The following is an 18,429-nucleotide window of genomic DNA, read 5'->3' as shown; positions in this document are numbered from 1 at the left end:
TCGTTTTATTTAGGTGTTTAAATTATAAATTATTTTTCGTTATCCTCTGCGCCATGAGTTAATCGTTTTAATGGTTTTAATAACATTAAAAACAACGCACCAATTATAATAGTAAAAACTAAGATTCCTAAAAACACAGCATATTCTCCTAATTCACTTGCTGATTCACCAATGATACCAGCCACTTTATTTCCTAGCCCAGTCGCTGCAAAATAGACACCCATCATTAATGAAGCATATTTAACAGGCGATAGTTTGGTTATAAATGATAAAGCCACTGGAGAAATACATAGTTCCCCGATGGTATGAAATAAATAAGCCATAACCAACCATAACATACTTGATGAACCCACTTTTTCAAATTCCATTGTAGCAAAAACCATGAATAAAAATCCAAATCCCATGATTACAATACCAATTGCCATTTTGAAAATTGAAGAAGCTTCTTTTCCTTTTAATTTACGTTTAGCCCAATAAGATGCTACAATAGCTGCAAATATAATGATAAACCCTGCATTTAAACTTTGGAACATAACCGTAGGAACCTGCATTCCTAAAAGCATTCTATCTGTTTTTGAATCAGCATATAAGTTCATTAATCCTCCAGCTTGCTCATAAGCACCCCAGAAAATAATCACCATAATAAAAGAAAGAAGTAAAACTAAAAAACGATCTTTATCTTTTTGCGAATCTAATTCTTTGTAGATCATCATCATTAAAGCAGCGATTACTGTTAAAAACACAAACAACAATCCAAATCCCCAACCTAAACTATACCATCCAAAAACAGAAACTACAGTAAGAATTCCTGTAATAAACAATTGTGTTTTTGATTTCAATAAATTTTTAAAAAGTAAACCGTATGAACTTTCGTCAACTACAGCAGTCTCTTGAACCTCAAGATTTCCCACATGCGTTAAGTATTTTTGACCCCATAAGTAAACAACTAATCCTAATACCATCGCAATTCCTGCTAAACCAAAACCAGCATGCCATCCCCATTGAGCAACAACAAATCCAATCACCATAGTTGCTAGTAGTGAACCTGTATTAATCCCAATATAGAAAATACTAAAACCTTTATCTCTTCTTATGTCTCCTTGAGCATATAACCCACCTACCATAGTTGATATATTAGGTTTTAACAACCCAACTCCTAAGATCACCAAACCTAACCCTGTATAAAAAGCCCATGTATCAGTTAGTACCAGAACACCATGTCCTATACAAAGGATTACTGCACCTAATAAAACGGCTTTCTTTTGTCCCAATAATTTATCAGCAATCATTCCTCCTGGAATAGACATCACATAGACTAACATTGTGTACCAACCATATAAAGCCAACGCTTCTTGACTAGTCCATCCTAAACCTGGTCCTCTTGCATCTCCCAATGTTTCTGTTGTCATATACAAAACCAGCAAAGCTCTCATTCCATAATAGGAAAAACGCTCCCACATTTCGGTGAAAAACAATATAAACAACCCAATTGGATGTCCGAATAAGGTCGATTTAGAATGATCTACTGTAGTGGTGTTTGACATAATTTATTTTTAGATTACTATTTTTTTTATTTAACTTCTTGCATTAATTTTTTAATAATTGGAGCTGAGAAAATTAAGATGACTCCTGCTATAATAGAATATATGGCTAATTCATAATATCCTTCGGTATAGGACTGAAGCTTTGTTACTAAAGTTGCTCCATTATTTCCTCTAGACATTTCCGCACCTAATTTACCCGCTGCAAACTGCCCAAAAGCACTAGCCAAAAACCACAATCCCATCATCATTCCAAAAAGTCGTTTAGGAGAAAGTTTTGTAATTATTGACATTCCTATCGGTCCTAAGCATAGTTCTCCTAATGTTGTGATTAAGTAAGCAAATGTAAATACGTTCAATGATGTGATCCCGTTTACATCAGCAAAAAAGCGAGTGTAATAAAAGATATAGAATGACAATCCTAGAAACAAAAACCCGATTCCAAACTTAATTACCGTATTAGGTTCTATTTTCTTTTTGGCTAACCACAACCATAACAGCCCTACTAAAGGGCTAAATATAATTACAAATAATGAATTCGAACTATTATTGACCACATTTGGGTCAATCTTAAAGAATAATAAGCTGTCATTAAGATTATCTTTTGCAAAAAGAGAAAGAGAACCGCCACTTTGTTCAAAAATTGCATTAAACAAAAAATAGAAAAACACAAAGAGGAAAGCAGCTAAAAGCTTCTTTTGTAGGGTAATTTGCTTTAAATTAATAACTTCAAAAGCAAAGTATAAAAGAGCAATAACACCAATGGTATACATAAAGTAGTCTGTATAATCCGTGTTTTTTACCATTATAAATATAAAGGGTATGCATACTAACGAACCAATATACACTGCAATTTCTTGCATTTTTCTTTTGGATGCATCCAAAAGTAATAAAGGAGAATTCCCAATGGGACCAAGATGTTTTTTAGTAAATAAAAAGGTAAAAAGACCCAGAATCATTACTACCGCAGCAGATAAAAAACACAGTCTCCAAGAATAATATTTACCTAAATAAATACATAATGCACCTCCTAAAAGACCTCCTATATTAATACCCGCATAGAACATTCCATAACCAGCATCTCTACGATGATCACTCTCGTGATACAACTCTCCCACCATGGAAGAAATATTTGGTTTAAAAAAACCAGTGCCAATTATCGAAAAAGCGATCCCATAATAAAACAATTCTTGAGGAGAATAAGCAATTAGTAAATTCCCTAAAATCATAATAATACCTCCAAAGAACAAAGACTTTCTAAATCCTAAAATTTTATCGGCAAAAATACCCCCAATAAAAGTAAATGCATATACAAAAGCCTGAATGGCTCCATATTGTAAATTGGCAGCATCGTCTTTTAAGAAAAGTTGATCGACCATAAAGAAGGTCAAAACTCCCCGCATTCCATAAAAACAAAACCGTTCCCACATCTCTACCATAAACAAATACCACAATTGTTTTGGGTACTTGCCTTCAAAGTTTTGAATCTCTTCTAAAGTTGGACTTATCGTATTCATTTACAGATTATAGATTTTCTTTGATAAAGTTAGTCATTTTATTGAATAACTGTATTCTAGTCATTCCACCGTAAATCCCGTGGTTTTTATCTGGATAAATCTGTGAGTCAAATTGCTTGTTAGCTTGAATTAAAGCTTCCATCATTTGCATAGAATTTTGAACGTGTACATTATCATCTCCACTTCCATGAATTAAAAGAAACTTCCCTTTTAGTCTATCCACATAATTAATTGGTGAATTATCATCGTATCCACTTGCATTTTCTTGTGGTGTTTGCAAATATCTTTCGGTGTAGATACTATCATAGAATCTCCAGTTTGTTACTGGAGCAACTGCAATTGCCATTTTAAAAGTATCATTTCCTTTAAAAAGACAGTTAGAAGCCATAAATCCACCATAAGACCATCCAAATATTCCAATTCTAGATTTATCTACATAATTGTAATTCCCTATTACTTGAGCAGCATCAATTTGATCTTCTACTTCATATTTCCCTAATTGCAATTGAGTTACTTTTTTAAAATCGGCTCCTTTAAAACCAGTTCCTCTACCGTCTACACAAGCAACAATGTACCCTTGCTGTGTCAACATCATAAACCAATAATCATTGGCACTATTCCATTGATTTGCGACTTGTTGTGATCCTGGTCCTGAATATTGATACATAAAAACAGGATACTTCTTAGTTGCATCAAAATCTTTTGGTTTCATTATCCAAGAATTTAGCTCATGCCCCTTAGCTGTTTTTAAAACAAAAAACTCTTTGGTAGGTACATCATATTTTTTCAGGCTTGAAGCCAATGCTGCATTATCTTCAATAACCTGCAATTGTTTTCCTGACTTGGCGTCATTTAGCGTATATCTAGTAGGTTGCGTTGTACTAGAAAATGTATTGATATAATATTGAAAATTCGGACTTAGTGTCGCGTCATTTGTCCCAACTTCATTAGATAAAACTTTTTTATTTTTTCCACTCAATGCAATACTGTACACTGCTCTATTGATTGAACCATTCTCTGTAGATTGATAAAAAAGGGTACTTGTTTTTTCATCAAAACCGTAATAGGACGTTACTTCCCAATTCCCTTTGGTCACTTGGTTTTTCAACTTTCCATTTTTATCATAAACATAAATATGGTTGAAGCCATCTTTTTCACTAGTCCAAATAAAGCTGTTATCTTTCAAGAAAGTTAGATTGTCAGTAACATCAACGTATGCTTTGTCTTTTTCATTCAAAACCACTTTAGTCGTTCCCGTTGTTCCATCAACAAATAGTAAATCTAAATTATCTTGGTGACGATTTAAAACCTGAGCTGATAATACATTAGGATCATTAGTCCATTGCATGCGAGCAATATAAAAATCATTGTATTTCCCTAGATTGATTTCTTTAGTTGCATTTAAAGTAGCATCATAAATATGCAACGATACGATTGAATTTTTTTCACCTGGTTTTGGATATTTGAAGGTTTCAATAGTAGGATACAACTCTTTTCCAAAGATGGACATCGAGAATTCAGGAACTTCGCTTTCATCAAAACGGATATAAGCCAGTTTTTTACTGTCTTTACTCCAATCAAATGCTTTTACAAAAGCAAATTCTTCTTCATAAACCCAGTCCGTAATTCCATTTATAATGGCATTTTTCTTACCGTCGGTAGTAATTTGAGTCGTTTTCTTTGTTGCCAATTCATAGACAAAAAGATTATTGTCTTTTGCATATGCAATTCTCTTCCCATCAGGAGAGAATGTTGGCTCTTGAATTTGAAAATCAAACAACTTAGTCAATTCTTTGTTAGTCGTATTATATAAATAATAATCCGCTGTAAAAGAATGACGAAAAATTTGATTCGTGTTACAGGCTAACAAAATCATTTTCTCCGAAGCATCAAAAGTATAACTGTCGATCATTGGCAAATCTGCGTGATCTTTAGTATCAATTAAAGTGGCCGTTTTTTTCAAGCTAGCAAAATCATACAAATCAATTTGCATGCTTCTGTTTGCGCGATCCAAATTCAAAACGGTATATTGATTTGAATTTTTCATGGATTGCAATTCGTCCATTCCTTTGGCACGAAAAGTTCCGTTATAAATTTCAGTAACATTTATTTTTTGTTGCCCAAAAACAGTGAAACACAAAAATAAAAATAAGATCGAAAATTGTTTAGATTTCATACTATTGCTTTATATGTAAAAAAGAGTCCAATTTTAGTGAAAATTTTACAATTATCTCACATATGATATGTTAAATGTTAAAAATAAAGTCCAGAAACCTACTTTAATGCAGATAATTTAATGAGTAACAAAACGGCTAAAAGCGTATCTTTGCAGCTCATTATATTATAATCAACTGAGAATGAATAACGCTGTTGCAGGATTTTCTAAATTATCCAAAGAAGAAAAAATAAACTGGATTGCCAAGGAATACTTTTCAACTCCGTCTGAAGCAATCGAATTGCTAAAAAACTACTGGAATACAGATGAAAAAATACAGAAATTACATGATGAATTCATAGAAAACACCATAACCAATTTTTATATCCCTCTTGGAGTTGCACCAAATTTCTTAATCAATGGAAAATACAGCACCATTCCAATGGCAATTGAAGAAAGTTCAGTAGTCGCAGCAGCATCAAAGTCAGCTAAATTTTGGTCCACTCGTGGTGGATTCAAAGCAACTATTATTAATCATGAAAAGAATGGACAAGTTCACTTTATCTATAAAGGAGACGAATCTAAACTAGCCTTATTTTTTGCACAAGTGAAATCTAAATTTTTCTCTGATACGGAAAACATCACCAAGAATATGCAAAAAAGAGGTGGTGGAATTCTCGATATTTTACTTAAAAACAAAACAGACTTACTCGAAAATTACTTTCAACTTCATGCGACTTTTGACACAAAAGACAGTATGGGAGCTAACTTCATCAATTCTTGTTTAGAGCAATTTGCTAAAACCTTAAAAGAAGAAGCTATAACTTATGAATTGTTTACAGAAACGGATAAAGACATTCAGGTGATCATGAGTATCCTTTCTAACTACGTACCCAACTGTATCGTTCGTGCCGAAGTTTCATGCCCAATTGAAGATCTAGAAGAAAAACATATAGAAAACCCTAAGGCATTTGCGGAACGATTTGTACAAGCGGTTCAAATTGCTGAAGTAGAGCCTTACCGTGCCGTAACACACAATAAAGGAATCATGAACGGAATTGATGCCGTTGTACTAGCAACAGGAAATGATTTTAGAGCTGTGGAAGCGGGAATACATGCTTATGCAGCAAAATCTGGGCAATACTCTAGTTTATCCCATGCAAAAGTCGAAAATGGGATATTTACTTTTTGGCTGGAAGTTCCACTAGCATTAGGAACTGTAGGCGGACTAACTTCACTTCATCCATTAGTCAAACTATCATTAGAAATGCTGGAAAACCCTTCAGCACAAGAACTAATGCAGTTTGTAGCCGTTGCTGGATTGGCACAAAACTTTGCCGCCTTGCGCTCCTTGACTACAACAGGCATACAAGATGGTCATATGAAAATGCATTTAAATAATATTTTAAATCAATTTGATGCTAATGAAAATGAACGCATCACCATTAGAAAGCATTTTAAACACCACGCCATTTCACACAGCGCAGTGGTTGATTATATAGAAAAATTACGAAAATAATTTTCAGGAGCTATTCCCGCTATACGCTTAATCTTTACTTGATTAAAAAAATCAAGCAAAGGATATCGCTGCTATCGGGGCTATAAAAAAACACTGAACTAAATTCAGCATAAATGAAGAAAACATTTTACAGCAACGGAAAATTATTGATAACGGGAGAATACCTTGTTTTAGATGGTGCAAAAGCATTTGCATTACCTACAAAATTTGGCCAGAATCTAAATGTTGAAGAAGGAGAAAATCAAGAATTTTCCTGGAAAAGCTACAACGAAGATGGAACAATCTGGTTTCAAGACACCATTCCTTTTTCGGAAATTATAAATCCTATAATTGCTGCAACACCATCTGTAAAAAGTACTTTAATTACCATACTAAATGAAGCATATAAAATGCAACCTGCATTTATAAATACATCTAAAGGGTATCAAATTACTACTGAACTGAGTTTTCCAAAAAAATGGGGACTAGGAACCTCTTCTACTCTTATTAACAACATTGCCCAATGGCTACAAATTGACGCTTTTGAACTACTTAAAACAAGTTTTGGAGGTAGTGGCTACGACATCGCCTGCGCACAAAATGACAGTCCTATTACATATCAGTTACAAAAAGGAAAATCTAAAGTTGAAAATATAAAATTCCGACCTGATTTTACGGATGCCATTTATTTTATTTATCTCAATAAAAAACAAAATAGCAAAACGGCTATTGCCAATTATCAAAATAACAAAGCGGAGGATATAGAAAAAAGTATAATTACGATTAATAAACTAACAACTGAAGTTTTACAAGCTAAAGCAGTTACCTCTTTTGGACACGCATTAGAAAAACATGAAGCTGAAATGAGTTATGTTTTAGAAACAAGTACTGTAAAGGAAAGCTTATTTTCTGATTTCAACGGACAAGTAAAAAGCCTAGGAGCTTGGGGCGGAGATTTTGTAATGGTTGTTTCAGAGGTGAACCCAAAAACGTATTTTAATTCTAAAGGATTCAATACGATCCTTACTTACGACGAAATGATATTGAAATAACTATTAATTATATCAAAATAAAAACTCTTAATTTCAATGCATAAAAAAACTCGATACTTAGTATCGAGTTTTTTTATGAAATAATAACTAACTATTTATTAGTAATTGAATTGCTTTCTATTGTCTTTAATTTCAGCATTATCTTTCAAAGCAGGTAAAACTCTGTTTACATCTCCTGCAGATTGTGCTTTCATTTGTGCAACATACGTAGCATGATCTTTTAAAACTGGCGCTTTAACAGTACTTATATTTTTCACAACATAAACTCCTGTATTTCCTTCTATAGGAACCGATAATTTATTTGCTGCTAAAGCAAATGCAGTACCAACAACCTTAGGCTCTTGACCAACTCCACCAGTTAAAACTGGGTTTTGCAATGTAACATCAGAAGCTTGTTGAACAGTTGAACCAGCTGCTTTTGCAATAGCTTCAAGTGAACTTCCTGTCATCTTCGCTTTTATCAACTCCGCTTTTTTCTTATTTTTAAGAATAGACTCAACATAAGATCTTGCTTGAGTAACTGAAACTAATCCTGAATTGTCAATATTTTTAACCGTTGCAATAACATGACCTAAATTAGGTACTTCAAAACGTTTTACTGCACCAACTTTAGTACCATCTTCAAAAGCCCATCTTACAATAGCTCTTTGATTTCCTAAAGGTCCAAAATTTTCATCCATTACGCTTACAGTAACAGGAGCTGCAACTGTTAGAGCCATATCTTTAGCAACTTTTGTAAACCCCTTATCAGTAGCATCCATTTCAAATTTGGTCGCTTGTGTAAATACTTTATCAGAAGTAGCTTCTGACGCTTCAATTTTTTGAGCTACAGTCGCTAAACGGATTCCGTCTTGCTTATCTGTAATTTTGATAATATGAAATCCAAAAGGAGTTTCAACCAAACCTACTTTACCAATACCATTATTGAAAACAAAGTCATTGAATGGTTTTACCATTTGGTTTGGACCAAAATATCCTAAATCACCACCTTGTTGTGCTGATGAATCATCAGAGTTTGTATAAGCCAACATCAAGAAACTATCTGGATTAGCATTTACTTGTGCTAAGATTGCTTCTGCTTTCGCTTTTGCTTCTTCTTTCGTTCTTTTCTCTTTTTGATTAGGAACTTGTGTCCCTTCATAGCTAATTAAAATGTGACTCGCTTTTGCATTTACACCTATTTTTTTACCCATTGATTTTGAAATACAATAGTACTTTCCAAAAACATAAGGACCATATACTTCTCCCGGAGCAAGGTTATACAATTGATCTGCATCAATAGCTGGCAAATCTTTTTTAGCAATATAAGTAGAATCATAAGGAACATCTGAATTTGAATTCACAAACTCAATTGTATTTTTAGCTGATTTGAATCCTGATAATGTATCGTTTTTACCAGTAGCCTGGTTATAAACCACACTTCCTGATAACAATGCATTTATTTTAGATTTAACTTCAGCCTCATCTTCTTTCGAAGCTTTATCTTCAATTAAAACATATTCTACTTCACGAGACTCATCAGCCTTAAATTTTTTCTCGTTTTTCTTCATGTATTCCACAATATCAGCATCAGTAACTTTAACATCACTGTCTTTGATAGTTGAATATAAACCAGCTACAAAAGCAAAATTCACTTTATTAGCTTCCATTTCATATCTCAATTTCCCTTCACTTTCAGTTGTGTAGATAGCTGATTTAATCAATGTATTATAAATTTGATACTTCGCATTCAGTTCTGCATCTTTCTCTCTGTCTTTTAAATATTGTGCTTGAGAAGGATTTGACTTGAAATATTCTTTAAATTTAGCCAAATCAAACATACCTGCAGCATTTAAAAACATTGGGTTTTTACCAATATTTGGATCTGCTTTTAAAACTTCTAATAAGTGTTTTTCTCCTACTCTTAATCCTAATTTATCAAATTCAGATGTCAATAAAGCAACAGAAACTTCTTGATCCCATACTTTATTAGCTGCTGCTGTAGAAGTGATACCTTGACCACTTTTTTCAACATTACTTACTTTAATTCTAAAATCTTCAAATGAAATATCTTTTCCATTGATACTTCCTACATCTTTTGATGTACTGTTGAAACTACCACTTTTAAATAAATCACCTATGATAAATGCAAATAAAGCCAATGCGATAACTGCAATCATTAAAGCGGAACGTTGTCTAATTTTTGATAAAACTGCCATTTTTATTGTTGTTAATTTTATATTCAGTTTGCGAAAATACAATTATCTAATTAATAATTATACTAGTAGCGTTTTATTTTACAAAAAAAATATTTTTACAAAACAAATCACTCTTTTACGGTCATATTAACCAATTCAATTTTCTTATTTGTAGCTTCTTCTATCACAAAATGATAGTTTCCAATGGTAATTACCTCTCCTTTTAGAGGAATTTCTTTTGTGAAATCAACAATAAAACCGCCTAAAGTTCCGTAAGAATCACTTTCAGGAATGTTCAATTTATACGTTTGGTTTAAATACTCTACATCAAATCGTGCTGAAAAAAGGTAGCTATCATCTCCAAGTTCTTTTTCGATTAATTCCTCATCCGAATCGTGCTCATCTTCAATTTCACCAAAAAGTTCTTCCACAATATCTTCTATCGTGATAATACCTGATGTACCTCCATATTCATCTAGCACTACAGCGACACTTTTTCTTTTTTTAGTAAGCAAATTCATGACATCCTTTATATATATTGTCTCTGGAACAAATTCGACTGAAATGACTACTGATTTGATACTTTTAGGTTTTTTGAATAAATCAAATGAATGAACATAACCCACAATTTCATCCAAAGAATTCTCATAAACCACAATTTTAGAATAACCTGTTTCTATAAACAACTCTTTGAGCTCTTCTATAGAGTCAAACAAATCTATTGCAACAATCTCCGTTCTAGGACTCATTACATCTCTAGCTTTTACACCTGAAAACTCCAATGCATTTTGAAACATTTGAATCTCTGAATCGACTTCATCATTATCCTCCACCGTACTCATTTGTTCCGTGATGTAGTTCCCTAACTCCACTTTACTAAAATAAAGCTGCACTTGATCACCATCAGTTCTAAAGAATTTTTTTAGAATAAAATCAGAAACCCAAATGAAAAAAGTAGAAATGAAATAGAATAACTGATAAAAAAAATAAGCAGGTATTGCAAAGAATTTTATAAGCACATTAGCATAAATCTGAAAGAAAACCTTTGGCATAAATTCAGCCGTTATCAAAACAATTAAGGTTGATAATAGGGTTTGCAAAAATAAATTTGATAAATCTGAAAAATGAAATTTAAAAGAATCTACCCAACGCATTAACAAATCCCCCATGAAAAAACCATACACTACTAATGCAATATTATTACCAATAAGCATGGCAGCAATAAACTTAGAAGGTTTTTCAGTAAGTTTAGTAAGGATTTTTGAAAGGAAATTATTTTGCTTTTTTTCTATTTCCAGATAAATCTTATTGGAAGAAATGAATGCTATTTCCATCCCAGAAAAAAAGGCACATAGTATTAAGCATATTATTATAATACTAATTTCCATGGATTATAATTTATTATTACGGTCTCCCAATTTTTTTGCGAATTTCCTCCTGAAGAAAAACATAAAAATAGCCAGTCCGGCTATCATAAAACTTAACCAAGGTCCAGTTTCAGTATCATTCCACTTTACAATCCCTTCATACATAAAGTACAATGCAAAAATAAGATAAATGTAAGGCGTGTATTTTAAGTAACCCATAATATTATAATTTGAAATTTATTCGGCTGAATCAAATTCGCCGGTAATTCTTTGTGAGTTTATAACTTTAAAATCTTTACTAAAGTCAATTCCTTGTCCATTAGAAGACCCTTTAGCATCTGTAAATTTAAACTTTTTTTCAGTAAAAAACCACTCGTTTTTCTGATCGTAGTACAATTGCTCCGTCTCTAACGTTTGCCCTTCTTGAGAAGCAATCTTAACTTTTCCTTGCAAATCAATTATACCCGTGAGACTATATGAAACCGCATACTTAGATGTTATCCGGGTTTTTTTAGCTTTGTTATCAAATAAAGTAACATCCACCCCTTTTGGAAATTCAGTAAAAGGAAAATTAACACTTCCAAAATCTAACATTTTAGGACTTATTAAAATCAATTTTATAAGACCTGAATCTGTATATTTTAAATTCACAATGTCAGCATCGCTACTTGGAGTGAATTCAGTAAAATTTATTTTTTGAACTTCTTTAAAATTACTTTCACAACCAAAAAACAGAGTCACAGCTAAAACTGTGACTACTGGAAACATGCTATATTTTTTTAGTAAAGTCATTTAATAAACATAACAAGTTAGCTGAATTTATAAAAAAGGTGTATTTGTAGTAATTAATTAAATTTAGACTTAACAAACCATTTGTCATTCAATGAAAAACCTAAACTAAATTTCAAATAATTTTCTTGAACTAAACCTGCGGTAGTAGTCCCCTTTTTACCTAGTTCAACCCCAAGGTTTACATTAGAGAAAACTCCTGTTATTGGAAAACCAAGTCCTGCCGTTACTCCCATATCATTTATAGATTCACCATTAACAACTAGACCTGTTTTTTCGTATCTAATACCTCCTCTATACACTATTCTTTTTGGATAACTAGAAAATGAATTGTAGTTTGGAATAAAGTACCCACCTAAACTTACACTTCCATATTTCCCATATCCAACATTACTTGAAGCATTATAATCATTAGCCTCTCCTGGATTTTTTTGATACGCTATTTTACCTCCAATAAGCCATTTTTTTGACTCCCCAATTCCTGCACTTAAAGATATTTTACTTGGGAACTTCATTGTGACTTTACTGTTTTGCTGATCTAAAACATCTACAACCGCCACATCAAATCCTGAATTGTAAATTACCGTAGAAATATTTCTCGTGTTTTTAGAATTCAGTGAACTTTCTAATGAATAATTCAAACTAGTAAACAAAGTAAGTTTTTTAGTTAAATTAGTTTGATACATCGCACCAATATTAAAATTCACTCCAGACAAATCAGCTGTATTCAGTTCACGAGTTCCAACTGGAACACCTGTGATAAATTCTAAGCTACTTGTAGAAATTTTACCAAAATTATAATTTACATCTGCTCCCAAACTAAAACCAGAAGTCACTTTATATCCAACCCCTAAAAAAGCTTTATTTAATCCCCCAGTACCGCTATATCTTCTATTATTAGCATTAACATCTGCTGAAAGCGACTCTATTTTATAACCAACAGATGAATAAGGAATTAAACCAAATCCAACACCTACTTTGCCTAAAGGCAATCCAACGGCTAAATAATCCAACGTAGTACGTTTTGCACTTTCAGATTTTGAATCCGATTTTAATTTATTTGTTGCATAAGTCCCGCCAAGAGCAAAAGTAGTCAGCTTTAAATTAGCAAAACTGGCAGGATTCTCTAAATTAATATGAATACTGTCTTGCTCAACAGATACACCACCCATAGAACGACTTTCTGCCGTCCCTCTAAATCTTACATCTCCAATTCCATAAAAAGAATAAGGCGATGAAGTACCTTCTTGAGCAAAGGAAACTAGTGATAAAAGCAAACAAGCGCTTATTATAATTTTTTTAATCATTTTTGATTTTATATTGAAATGTTTGATTCAAACTTTCTAAAAGAAAATTTGAATTGGCAAATATGGTATTTTTTAATCGTTTAGCCAAAAATTCTGTGTCTCCACCCGTTAAAATTATTATAAAATTTAGACTTAGTCCTTTATATTCATCGATAAAACCGTCAATCTCATAGACCAGTCCGTTTACTACCCCTGAATGAATCGACTGAGAAGTTGAGTTTCCAATAAAATCTTTAGGACTTTCCAATTCTAGCAACGGTAATTTGGAAGTATAATTATGCAAGGCTTCATATCGCAATCGCAATCCTGGCGTTATTGCACCACCTCTATAATTATCATCCTGATCAATAAAATCATAAGTTACACAAGTTCCTGCGTCGATAACCAACCGATTTTGCTTAGAAAACTGCAAAGTCGCTCCCGAAGCAAGCACCATTCTATCAATTCCCAACGTTTGAGGCGTTTCGTATGCATTGACAAAAGGAAAAGAATCCGTATGAGAAACAAAATGGATGCAAATCTGTTTTTCAAATACCAAAAAAGCCTCTTTTCTAACATTTCCAACAGACGCAACCACTAAATGGGTCACTTTTTTATAAGTATTTAAAATATTTTTAATACTTTTTTCAAGTTCAATGGCATTAAAAACAAAATACTCCAAAGCAGTATTACCCTCAAAAACAGCACCTTTTATTCTCGTATTCCCTACGTCAATGGTTAAAATCATAATTTAAATCTTTGTTTGGCGAAGGTACGAATTGATTTTTTTAAAAAAATGTTTTGGATATACTAAAAATCATTCTATATTTGCACCCGCAATAAGCACGGTACCTTAGCTCAGATGGTAGAGCAATGGACTGAAAATCCATGTGTCCCTGGTTCGATCCCTGGAGGTACCACAAAACCCAAACAGCAATGTTTGGGTTTTTTGTTTTAAATCTATTTAAGTACCCTTCCTCTTTTTACTTCTTACAAAAAGCGTCTTAAATATCTACAAGCCTCCATTTATTTATCTGACCTAAACTAATTCCATAATTAACCCACACTCTAATAAATTCTTTTTTTTTGCTAATAATCATTCTATTTGCTGACAAAAATGAAAGGTTCGCATTTATTTTTTATTATTAATGATAAATTCAGAAAATAATACTTGCTAATTTAATATATTTATGCAAAATTTATATACATGGAGATTTTAACCTGTCCAAAATGTCAAAACAATCAAATTATAAAAAGTGGTGTAATCAACAGTAAACAAAGGTATTTATGCAAAAAATGCAATTACTTTTTCACTGTAGCTAAAATGGGCAAAAAGATAGATGATTATTATGTTACAAAGGCATTACAATTGTATTTAGAAGGACTGAGTTATAGAGAAATCGAGCGTATTATTGGGGTTTCACATGTAACTGTAAGTAATTGGGTAAAAAGTTTTAACATTAAAAAACCATCCCATGCTAATTACCATCCTACTTATAAGATATTTAATCATTTAGAACTAGTAGAATACATCAAAAAAAAGGAATTATTATCTGGAGCCGGTATGATAATAACCGAGTTAGGAGACAAATTTATGCTTATCAAGTGGGAACGTTTTAAAGATTAACTATAGTACTTAACAAGTATATATATCATAATTTTTTTTATTAACAAAAAATTAGAATTTGGCACCGTTATAACCAACCACCTTACCAACCAAACCTAATTAATTATGAAAAAAATATATTTGATTACAGTTATACTGTTAATCAGTTTAAAAGGATTTTCGCAAGGATCTCCCGATTACGGAGCCGGAATGAAATTCAACTTAAACGAAGAGGGCTCAAAGTACCTTAGGGTAATCTCTTGGGCACAAATATGGGGACAATACAATTCTGACCGCCCATTAGATGGAAACGGGAATGAACAAGCTGATTTAGATTTCAGCATAAGAAGAGCTCGTGTTTTAATGTATGCACAAATAAACAAAGATTTTTTAATCGTAACACATTTTGGCCTAAACAGTCTTAACGCTTCTAACATAACTCCTACTGGAAAAGGAGAAAGCTCTCAGCTATTCTTACATGATGTTTGGACGCAATATAGCCTTGGCAAAAACAATGCGATTGGAGCAGGTTTGCATTACTGGAATGGAATTTCTCGATTAAACAACCAAAGTACTTTAAACATAATGACCTTAGATAATCAGCGTCAAGCATGGGCTACCCTAGGGCTATCCGACCAGTTTGCTAGACATATAGGGGTATTTGCAAAAGGTGTATTAGGTAAATTTCAATATCGCGTTGCAGTAAATGGAGCCGCAACAAATAACTTACAAGCAACAACTGTACCTACAAATGGAGGTGCGGCAACTTATACCGGCGCTCGATTACTTGGATCCAAAGAAGCAGGAAGAACTTATGCAGGTTATTTTGAATACGGATTTTTAGATTCAGAGAGTAACTTTTTACCATACAAAGTAGGAACTTATCTAGGGACTAAAAAAGTATTCAACATTGGAGCAGGATTCTTTTCTCATCCAAATGGATCTGTGATTGCAGACCTTAGTGGAAATCTAAGTGGTGAAAATGTAACTATTTTTGGCTTAGACGCATTTTACGATGTACCTGTTGGAAAAAATGGCGCTGCAGTTACCGCTTACGCTTTATATCAAAATACAGATTACGGAAAAAATTATAGACTTGGAACAACTTATGAAACGGGATCAATGATTCACGCACACCTAGGATATGTGCTTCCAGGAAAATCAAAAACACGTTTTCAGCCTTATTTATCAATTGACGAAAGACAAATTGACGCTTTAAATGATAACGCTTCTCAAATAGGCATTGGTGCTAATGCTTTTTTTAGTGGCCATAATTCTAAATTAACACTAGAATACCAATCTTTAAAATACGCCACAGACAAAGCTGTAAACACAATCACGCTTCAAGCAATGATTTATCTATAATTAACAAACCAAAAAAACCAATAATTTATGAGTACTAAATCAACAAAAGGAATTTGGAAAGTAATTTCCGCATCCTCAATGGGAACAATGATAGAATGGTATGACTTCTATATTTTTGGAAGTTTAGCCGTTGTCATTTCAACTAAATTTTTCCCAGCCGATAACCCAACCGCAGCCTTCTTAGCAACATTAGCAACATTTGCAGTTGGTTTTGTAGTGCGCCCATTTGGAGCACTTTTCTTTGGAAGATTAGGGGATTTAATTGGAAGAAAATACACTTTCATGGTTACTTTATTACTAATGGGTGGAGCAACATTTCTTATAGGTTGTATCCCTAGTTATGAAACAATAGGATTCATGGCACCAGTTTTAGTCTTAATATTAAGAATGCTTCAAGGTCTTGCACTTGGTGGAGAATATGGTGGAGCTGCAACATATGTAGCTGAACATGCACCTGTAGGCCAAAGAGGGTATTGGACGTCATGGATTCAAACCACAGCAACAGTTGGTTTATTTATTTCTTTAATGGTGATTTTAGCTACAAGAAACGTCCTTACTCCTGAACAATTTGACGAATGGGGATGGAGAGTTCCATTCTGGGTTTCTATAATCATGGTAGGGGTTTCTTATCTAATTAGAAAAAACATGGATGAGTCTCCCGTTTTTGCAAAAGCAAAATCAGAAGGAAAAACAAGTACAAATCCATTAAAAGAAAGTTTTGGAAATCGTTACAATTTAAAATTTGTTTTATTAGCTTTATTTGGAGCTACTATGGGTCAAGGAGTTATTTGGTACACCGGACAATTCTACGCCATGAGTTTCATGAAAACGGTAATGTCAATCGACTCTTCTCAAGTAGATACTTTATTAGGAATTGCATTGATATTAGGAACTCCATTTTTTATTGTATTTGGTTGGCTAAGTGATAAAATAGGCCGAAAATACATTATGATGGGAGGAATGCTTTTGGCTATTTTACTATACAGACCTATTTATAAACAAATGTTTGAAACAACAAATGTGAAAAATAAAACAGAATTAGTTGCTAGCACAAAAATAGTTTCTGAACTGAAAGAGAACAAAAAACAAACCATGGATTCTATTTATACAACTAATAAAGAGTATTCTGATGGCACCACTTTGCTGGAAATAAAAACCGTATCTTTAGAGGACGGTAAAGCAATGATAATTGATGGAAAACCTAAGATAGAGACAAAAACAACAATCAACATCAATTGGGATGACAAGTGGGTATTGATATTCTTAATATTTGTACAGGTTATATTTGTCACCATGGTTTATGGACCAATTGCTGCATTCTTAGTAGAAATGTTCCCTGCAAAAATTAGATATACCTCTATGTCATTACCATATCATGTAGGAAATGGAATTTTTGGAGGATTACTTCCCGCTATATCCACTTACTTAGTTATTAACGGCAAAAATGCTGGCGATGCTGAGTTTTATTTAGAAGGACTTTGGTATCCAATTATCATAGCCTCTGTATGCTTTGTAGTAGGAATGGTTTACATTAAAAACAAAGACACAAAAAACACTCACATTTAAAAAAAAAGCTATGAATCAAATAAAAAGAGTTTTAGGATTAGTTTGGATTGCCTTAGCATTAGCCGCTGCTTATTTTTGCATCTTCACTTTTGGGTTGCCCAAATTTATGTCAGGTAAACAAGACGATTTAGTATTTGGAATTATTATCCTTTTCATACTTACACCATTAATAGTTTTAGGGTTAGGTACATTTGGCTATTATGCTTTAATGGGTGACTACGACGAAAAAAAATAACAACCAAACCATTTTTTTAATACGCAGTCTCTACATTTACATGTAGAGATTGCTTATTTTAATTTCCATTAAAATCCCTTGATTCATATATTAAACAAGGCATAAAGATGGTGATACGCTAATTCTGTTGTAGAGCAAACAGTTCTTTAATATGAAAAAAAGACACGAACAAAAGTTGGTTATCCTTTCAATACTAATGTTATTAGTATTGAACATTCCTCTTTTACTTTTATTTGACAGCTCAAAACCCCTTTTTGGCTTTCCAATCGTGTATA

At 32.8% G+C, this 18,429-nt stretch carries 15 protein-coding genes and 1 tRNA gene; 7 read left to right on the top strand and 9 right to left on the bottom strand.

All coding sequences use genetic code 11. The features are described 5' to 3' along the window. Positions 1-29: 29 nt before the first annotated feature. Genes AB3G36_RS05610 through AB3G36_RS05600 form a run of 3 tightly spaced genes read right to left on the bottom strand, consistent with a single transcriptional unit; the run spans position 30 to position 5,234 of the window. Entirely contained in the window at positions 30-1,544 is a 1,515-nt protein-coding gene (locus AB3G36_RS05610) for a peptide MFS transporter (protein ID WP_367756844.1), read from the bottom strand. Positions 1,545-1,570: 26 nt separating this feature from the next. Further along, on the bottom strand, positions 1,571-3,058 hold the full coding sequence (locus AB3G36_RS05605) for a peptide MFS transporter (RefSeq protein ID WP_367756842.1): 1,488 nt from the start codon (positions 3,056-3,058) through the stop codon (positions 1,571-1,573). 7 nt (positions 3,059-3,065) lie between these two features. Next, the gene (locus AB3G36_RS05600) at positions 3,066-5,234 is read right to left on the bottom strand and encodes a S9 family peptidase (protein ID WP_367756840.1); all 2,169 of its coding nucleotides are present in this window, start codon (positions 5,232-5,234) and stop codon (positions 3,066-3,068) included. A 181-nt stretch (positions 5,235-5,415) separates the two neighbouring features. On the opposite strand from AB3G36_RS05600, the gene AB3G36_RS05595 reads away from it, so the two are divergent. Beyond that, positions 5,416-6,732, top strand: coding sequence for a hydroxymethylglutaryl-CoA reductase, degradative (locus tag AB3G36_RS05595; RefSeq protein WP_367756838.1), 1,317 nt, complete (start codon positions 5,416-5,418; stop codon positions 6,730-6,732). A gap of 113 nt (positions 6,733-6,845) precedes the next feature. Continuing rightward, on the top strand, positions 6,846-7,763 hold the full coding sequence (locus tag AB3G36_RS05590; protein ID WP_367756836.1) for a GYDIA family GHMP kinase: 918 nt from the start codon (positions 6,846-6,848) through the stop codon (positions 7,761-7,763). A gap of 98 nt (positions 7,764-7,861) precedes the next feature. Here AB3G36_RS05590 and AB3G36_RS05585 read toward each other — a convergent pair whose 3' ends face one another. The 6 genes from AB3G36_RS05585 to AB3G36_RS05560 all read right to left on the bottom strand — a co-directional run bounded on the left by AB3G36_RS05585 (position 7,862) and on the right by AB3G36_RS05560 (position 14,130). Continuing rightward, positions 7,862-9,961 (bottom strand): peptidylprolyl isomerase, encoded by a 2,100-nt coding sequence (locus tag AB3G36_RS05585; protein WP_367756834.1) that lies wholly within the window; start codon positions 9,959-9,961, stop codon positions 7,862-7,864. Between the two features lie 107 nt (positions 9,962-10,068). After that, positions 10,069-11,328, bottom strand: coding sequence for a hemolysin family protein (locus AB3G36_RS05580; protein WP_367756832.1), 1,260 nt, complete (start codon positions 11,326-11,328; stop codon positions 10,069-10,071). Positions 11,329-11,331: 3 nt separating this feature from the next. After that, positions 11,332-11,526 carry a hypothetical protein gene (locus AB3G36_RS05575; RefSeq protein WP_367756830.1) on the bottom strand — a complete coding sequence of 65 codons (195 nt, stop codon included), beginning with the start codon at positions 11,524-11,526 and terminating at the stop codon, positions 11,332-11,334. An 18-nt stretch (positions 11,527-11,544) separates the two neighbouring features. Next, on the bottom strand, positions 11,545-12,099 hold the full coding sequence (gene lptC / locus AB3G36_RS05570) for an LPS export ABC transporter periplasmic protein LptC (protein WP_367756828.1): 555 nt from the start codon (positions 12,097-12,099) through the stop codon (positions 11,545-11,547). A 53-nt stretch (positions 12,100-12,152) separates the two neighbouring features. After that, positions 12,153-13,403 (bottom strand): hypothetical protein, encoded by a 1,251-nt coding sequence (locus AB3G36_RS05565; RefSeq protein ID WP_367756826.1) that lies wholly within the window; start codon positions 13,401-13,403, stop codon positions 12,153-12,155. Then, the gene (locus tag AB3G36_RS05560; protein ID WP_367756824.1) at positions 13,396-14,130 is read right to left on the bottom strand and encodes a type III pantothenate kinase; all 735 of its coding nucleotides are present in this window, start codon (positions 14,128-14,130) and stop codon (positions 13,396-13,398) included. The genes AB3G36_RS05565 and AB3G36_RS05560 overlap by 8 nt, the downstream gene beginning before the upstream one ends. A 99-nt stretch (positions 14,131-14,229) precedes the next feature. On the opposite strand from AB3G36_RS05560, the gene AB3G36_RS05555 reads away from it, so the two are divergent. The 5 genes from AB3G36_RS05555 to AB3G36_RS05535 all read left to right on the top strand — a co-directional run bounded on the left by AB3G36_RS05555 (position 14,230) and on the right by AB3G36_RS05535 (position 18,154). Further along, positions 14,230-14,302 (top strand) — tRNA-Phe (locus tag AB3G36_RS05555). A 404-nt stretch (positions 14,303-14,706) separates the two neighbouring features. Beyond that, positions 14,707-15,009 (top strand): helix-turn-helix domain-containing protein, encoded by a 303-nt coding sequence (locus tag AB3G36_RS05550; protein ID WP_367756822.1) that lies wholly within the window; start codon positions 14,707-14,709, stop codon positions 15,007-15,009. Positions 15,010-15,114: 105 nt separating this feature from the next. After that, the gene (locus AB3G36_RS05545) at positions 15,115-16,353 is read left to right on the top strand and encodes a hypothetical protein (protein ID WP_367756821.1); all 1,239 of its coding nucleotides are present in this window, start codon (positions 15,115-15,117) and stop codon (positions 16,351-16,353) included. Between the two features lie 27 nt (positions 16,354-16,380). Beyond that, positions 16,381-17,919 carry an MFS transporter gene (locus tag AB3G36_RS05540; protein WP_367756819.1) on the top strand — a complete coding sequence of 513 codons (1,539 nt, stop codon included), beginning with the start codon at positions 16,381-16,383 and terminating at the stop codon, positions 17,917-17,919. 10 nt (positions 17,920-17,929) lie between these two features. Continuing rightward, entirely contained in the window at positions 17,930-18,154 is a 225-nt protein-coding gene (locus tag AB3G36_RS05535) for a DUF6814 family protein (protein WP_367756817.1), read from the top strand. The last annotated feature ends 275 nt before the right edge of the window (positions 18,155-18,429 follow it).

Source organism: Flavobacterium sp. WC2430 (assembly GCF_040822075.1).
Classification (GTDB): Bacteria; Bacteroidota; Bacteroidia; order Flavobacteriales; family Flavobacteriaceae; genus Flavobacterium.
Note: the sequence above shows the minus strand (reverse complement) of the source record. Positions and strands in the feature narration are given on the sequence as shown.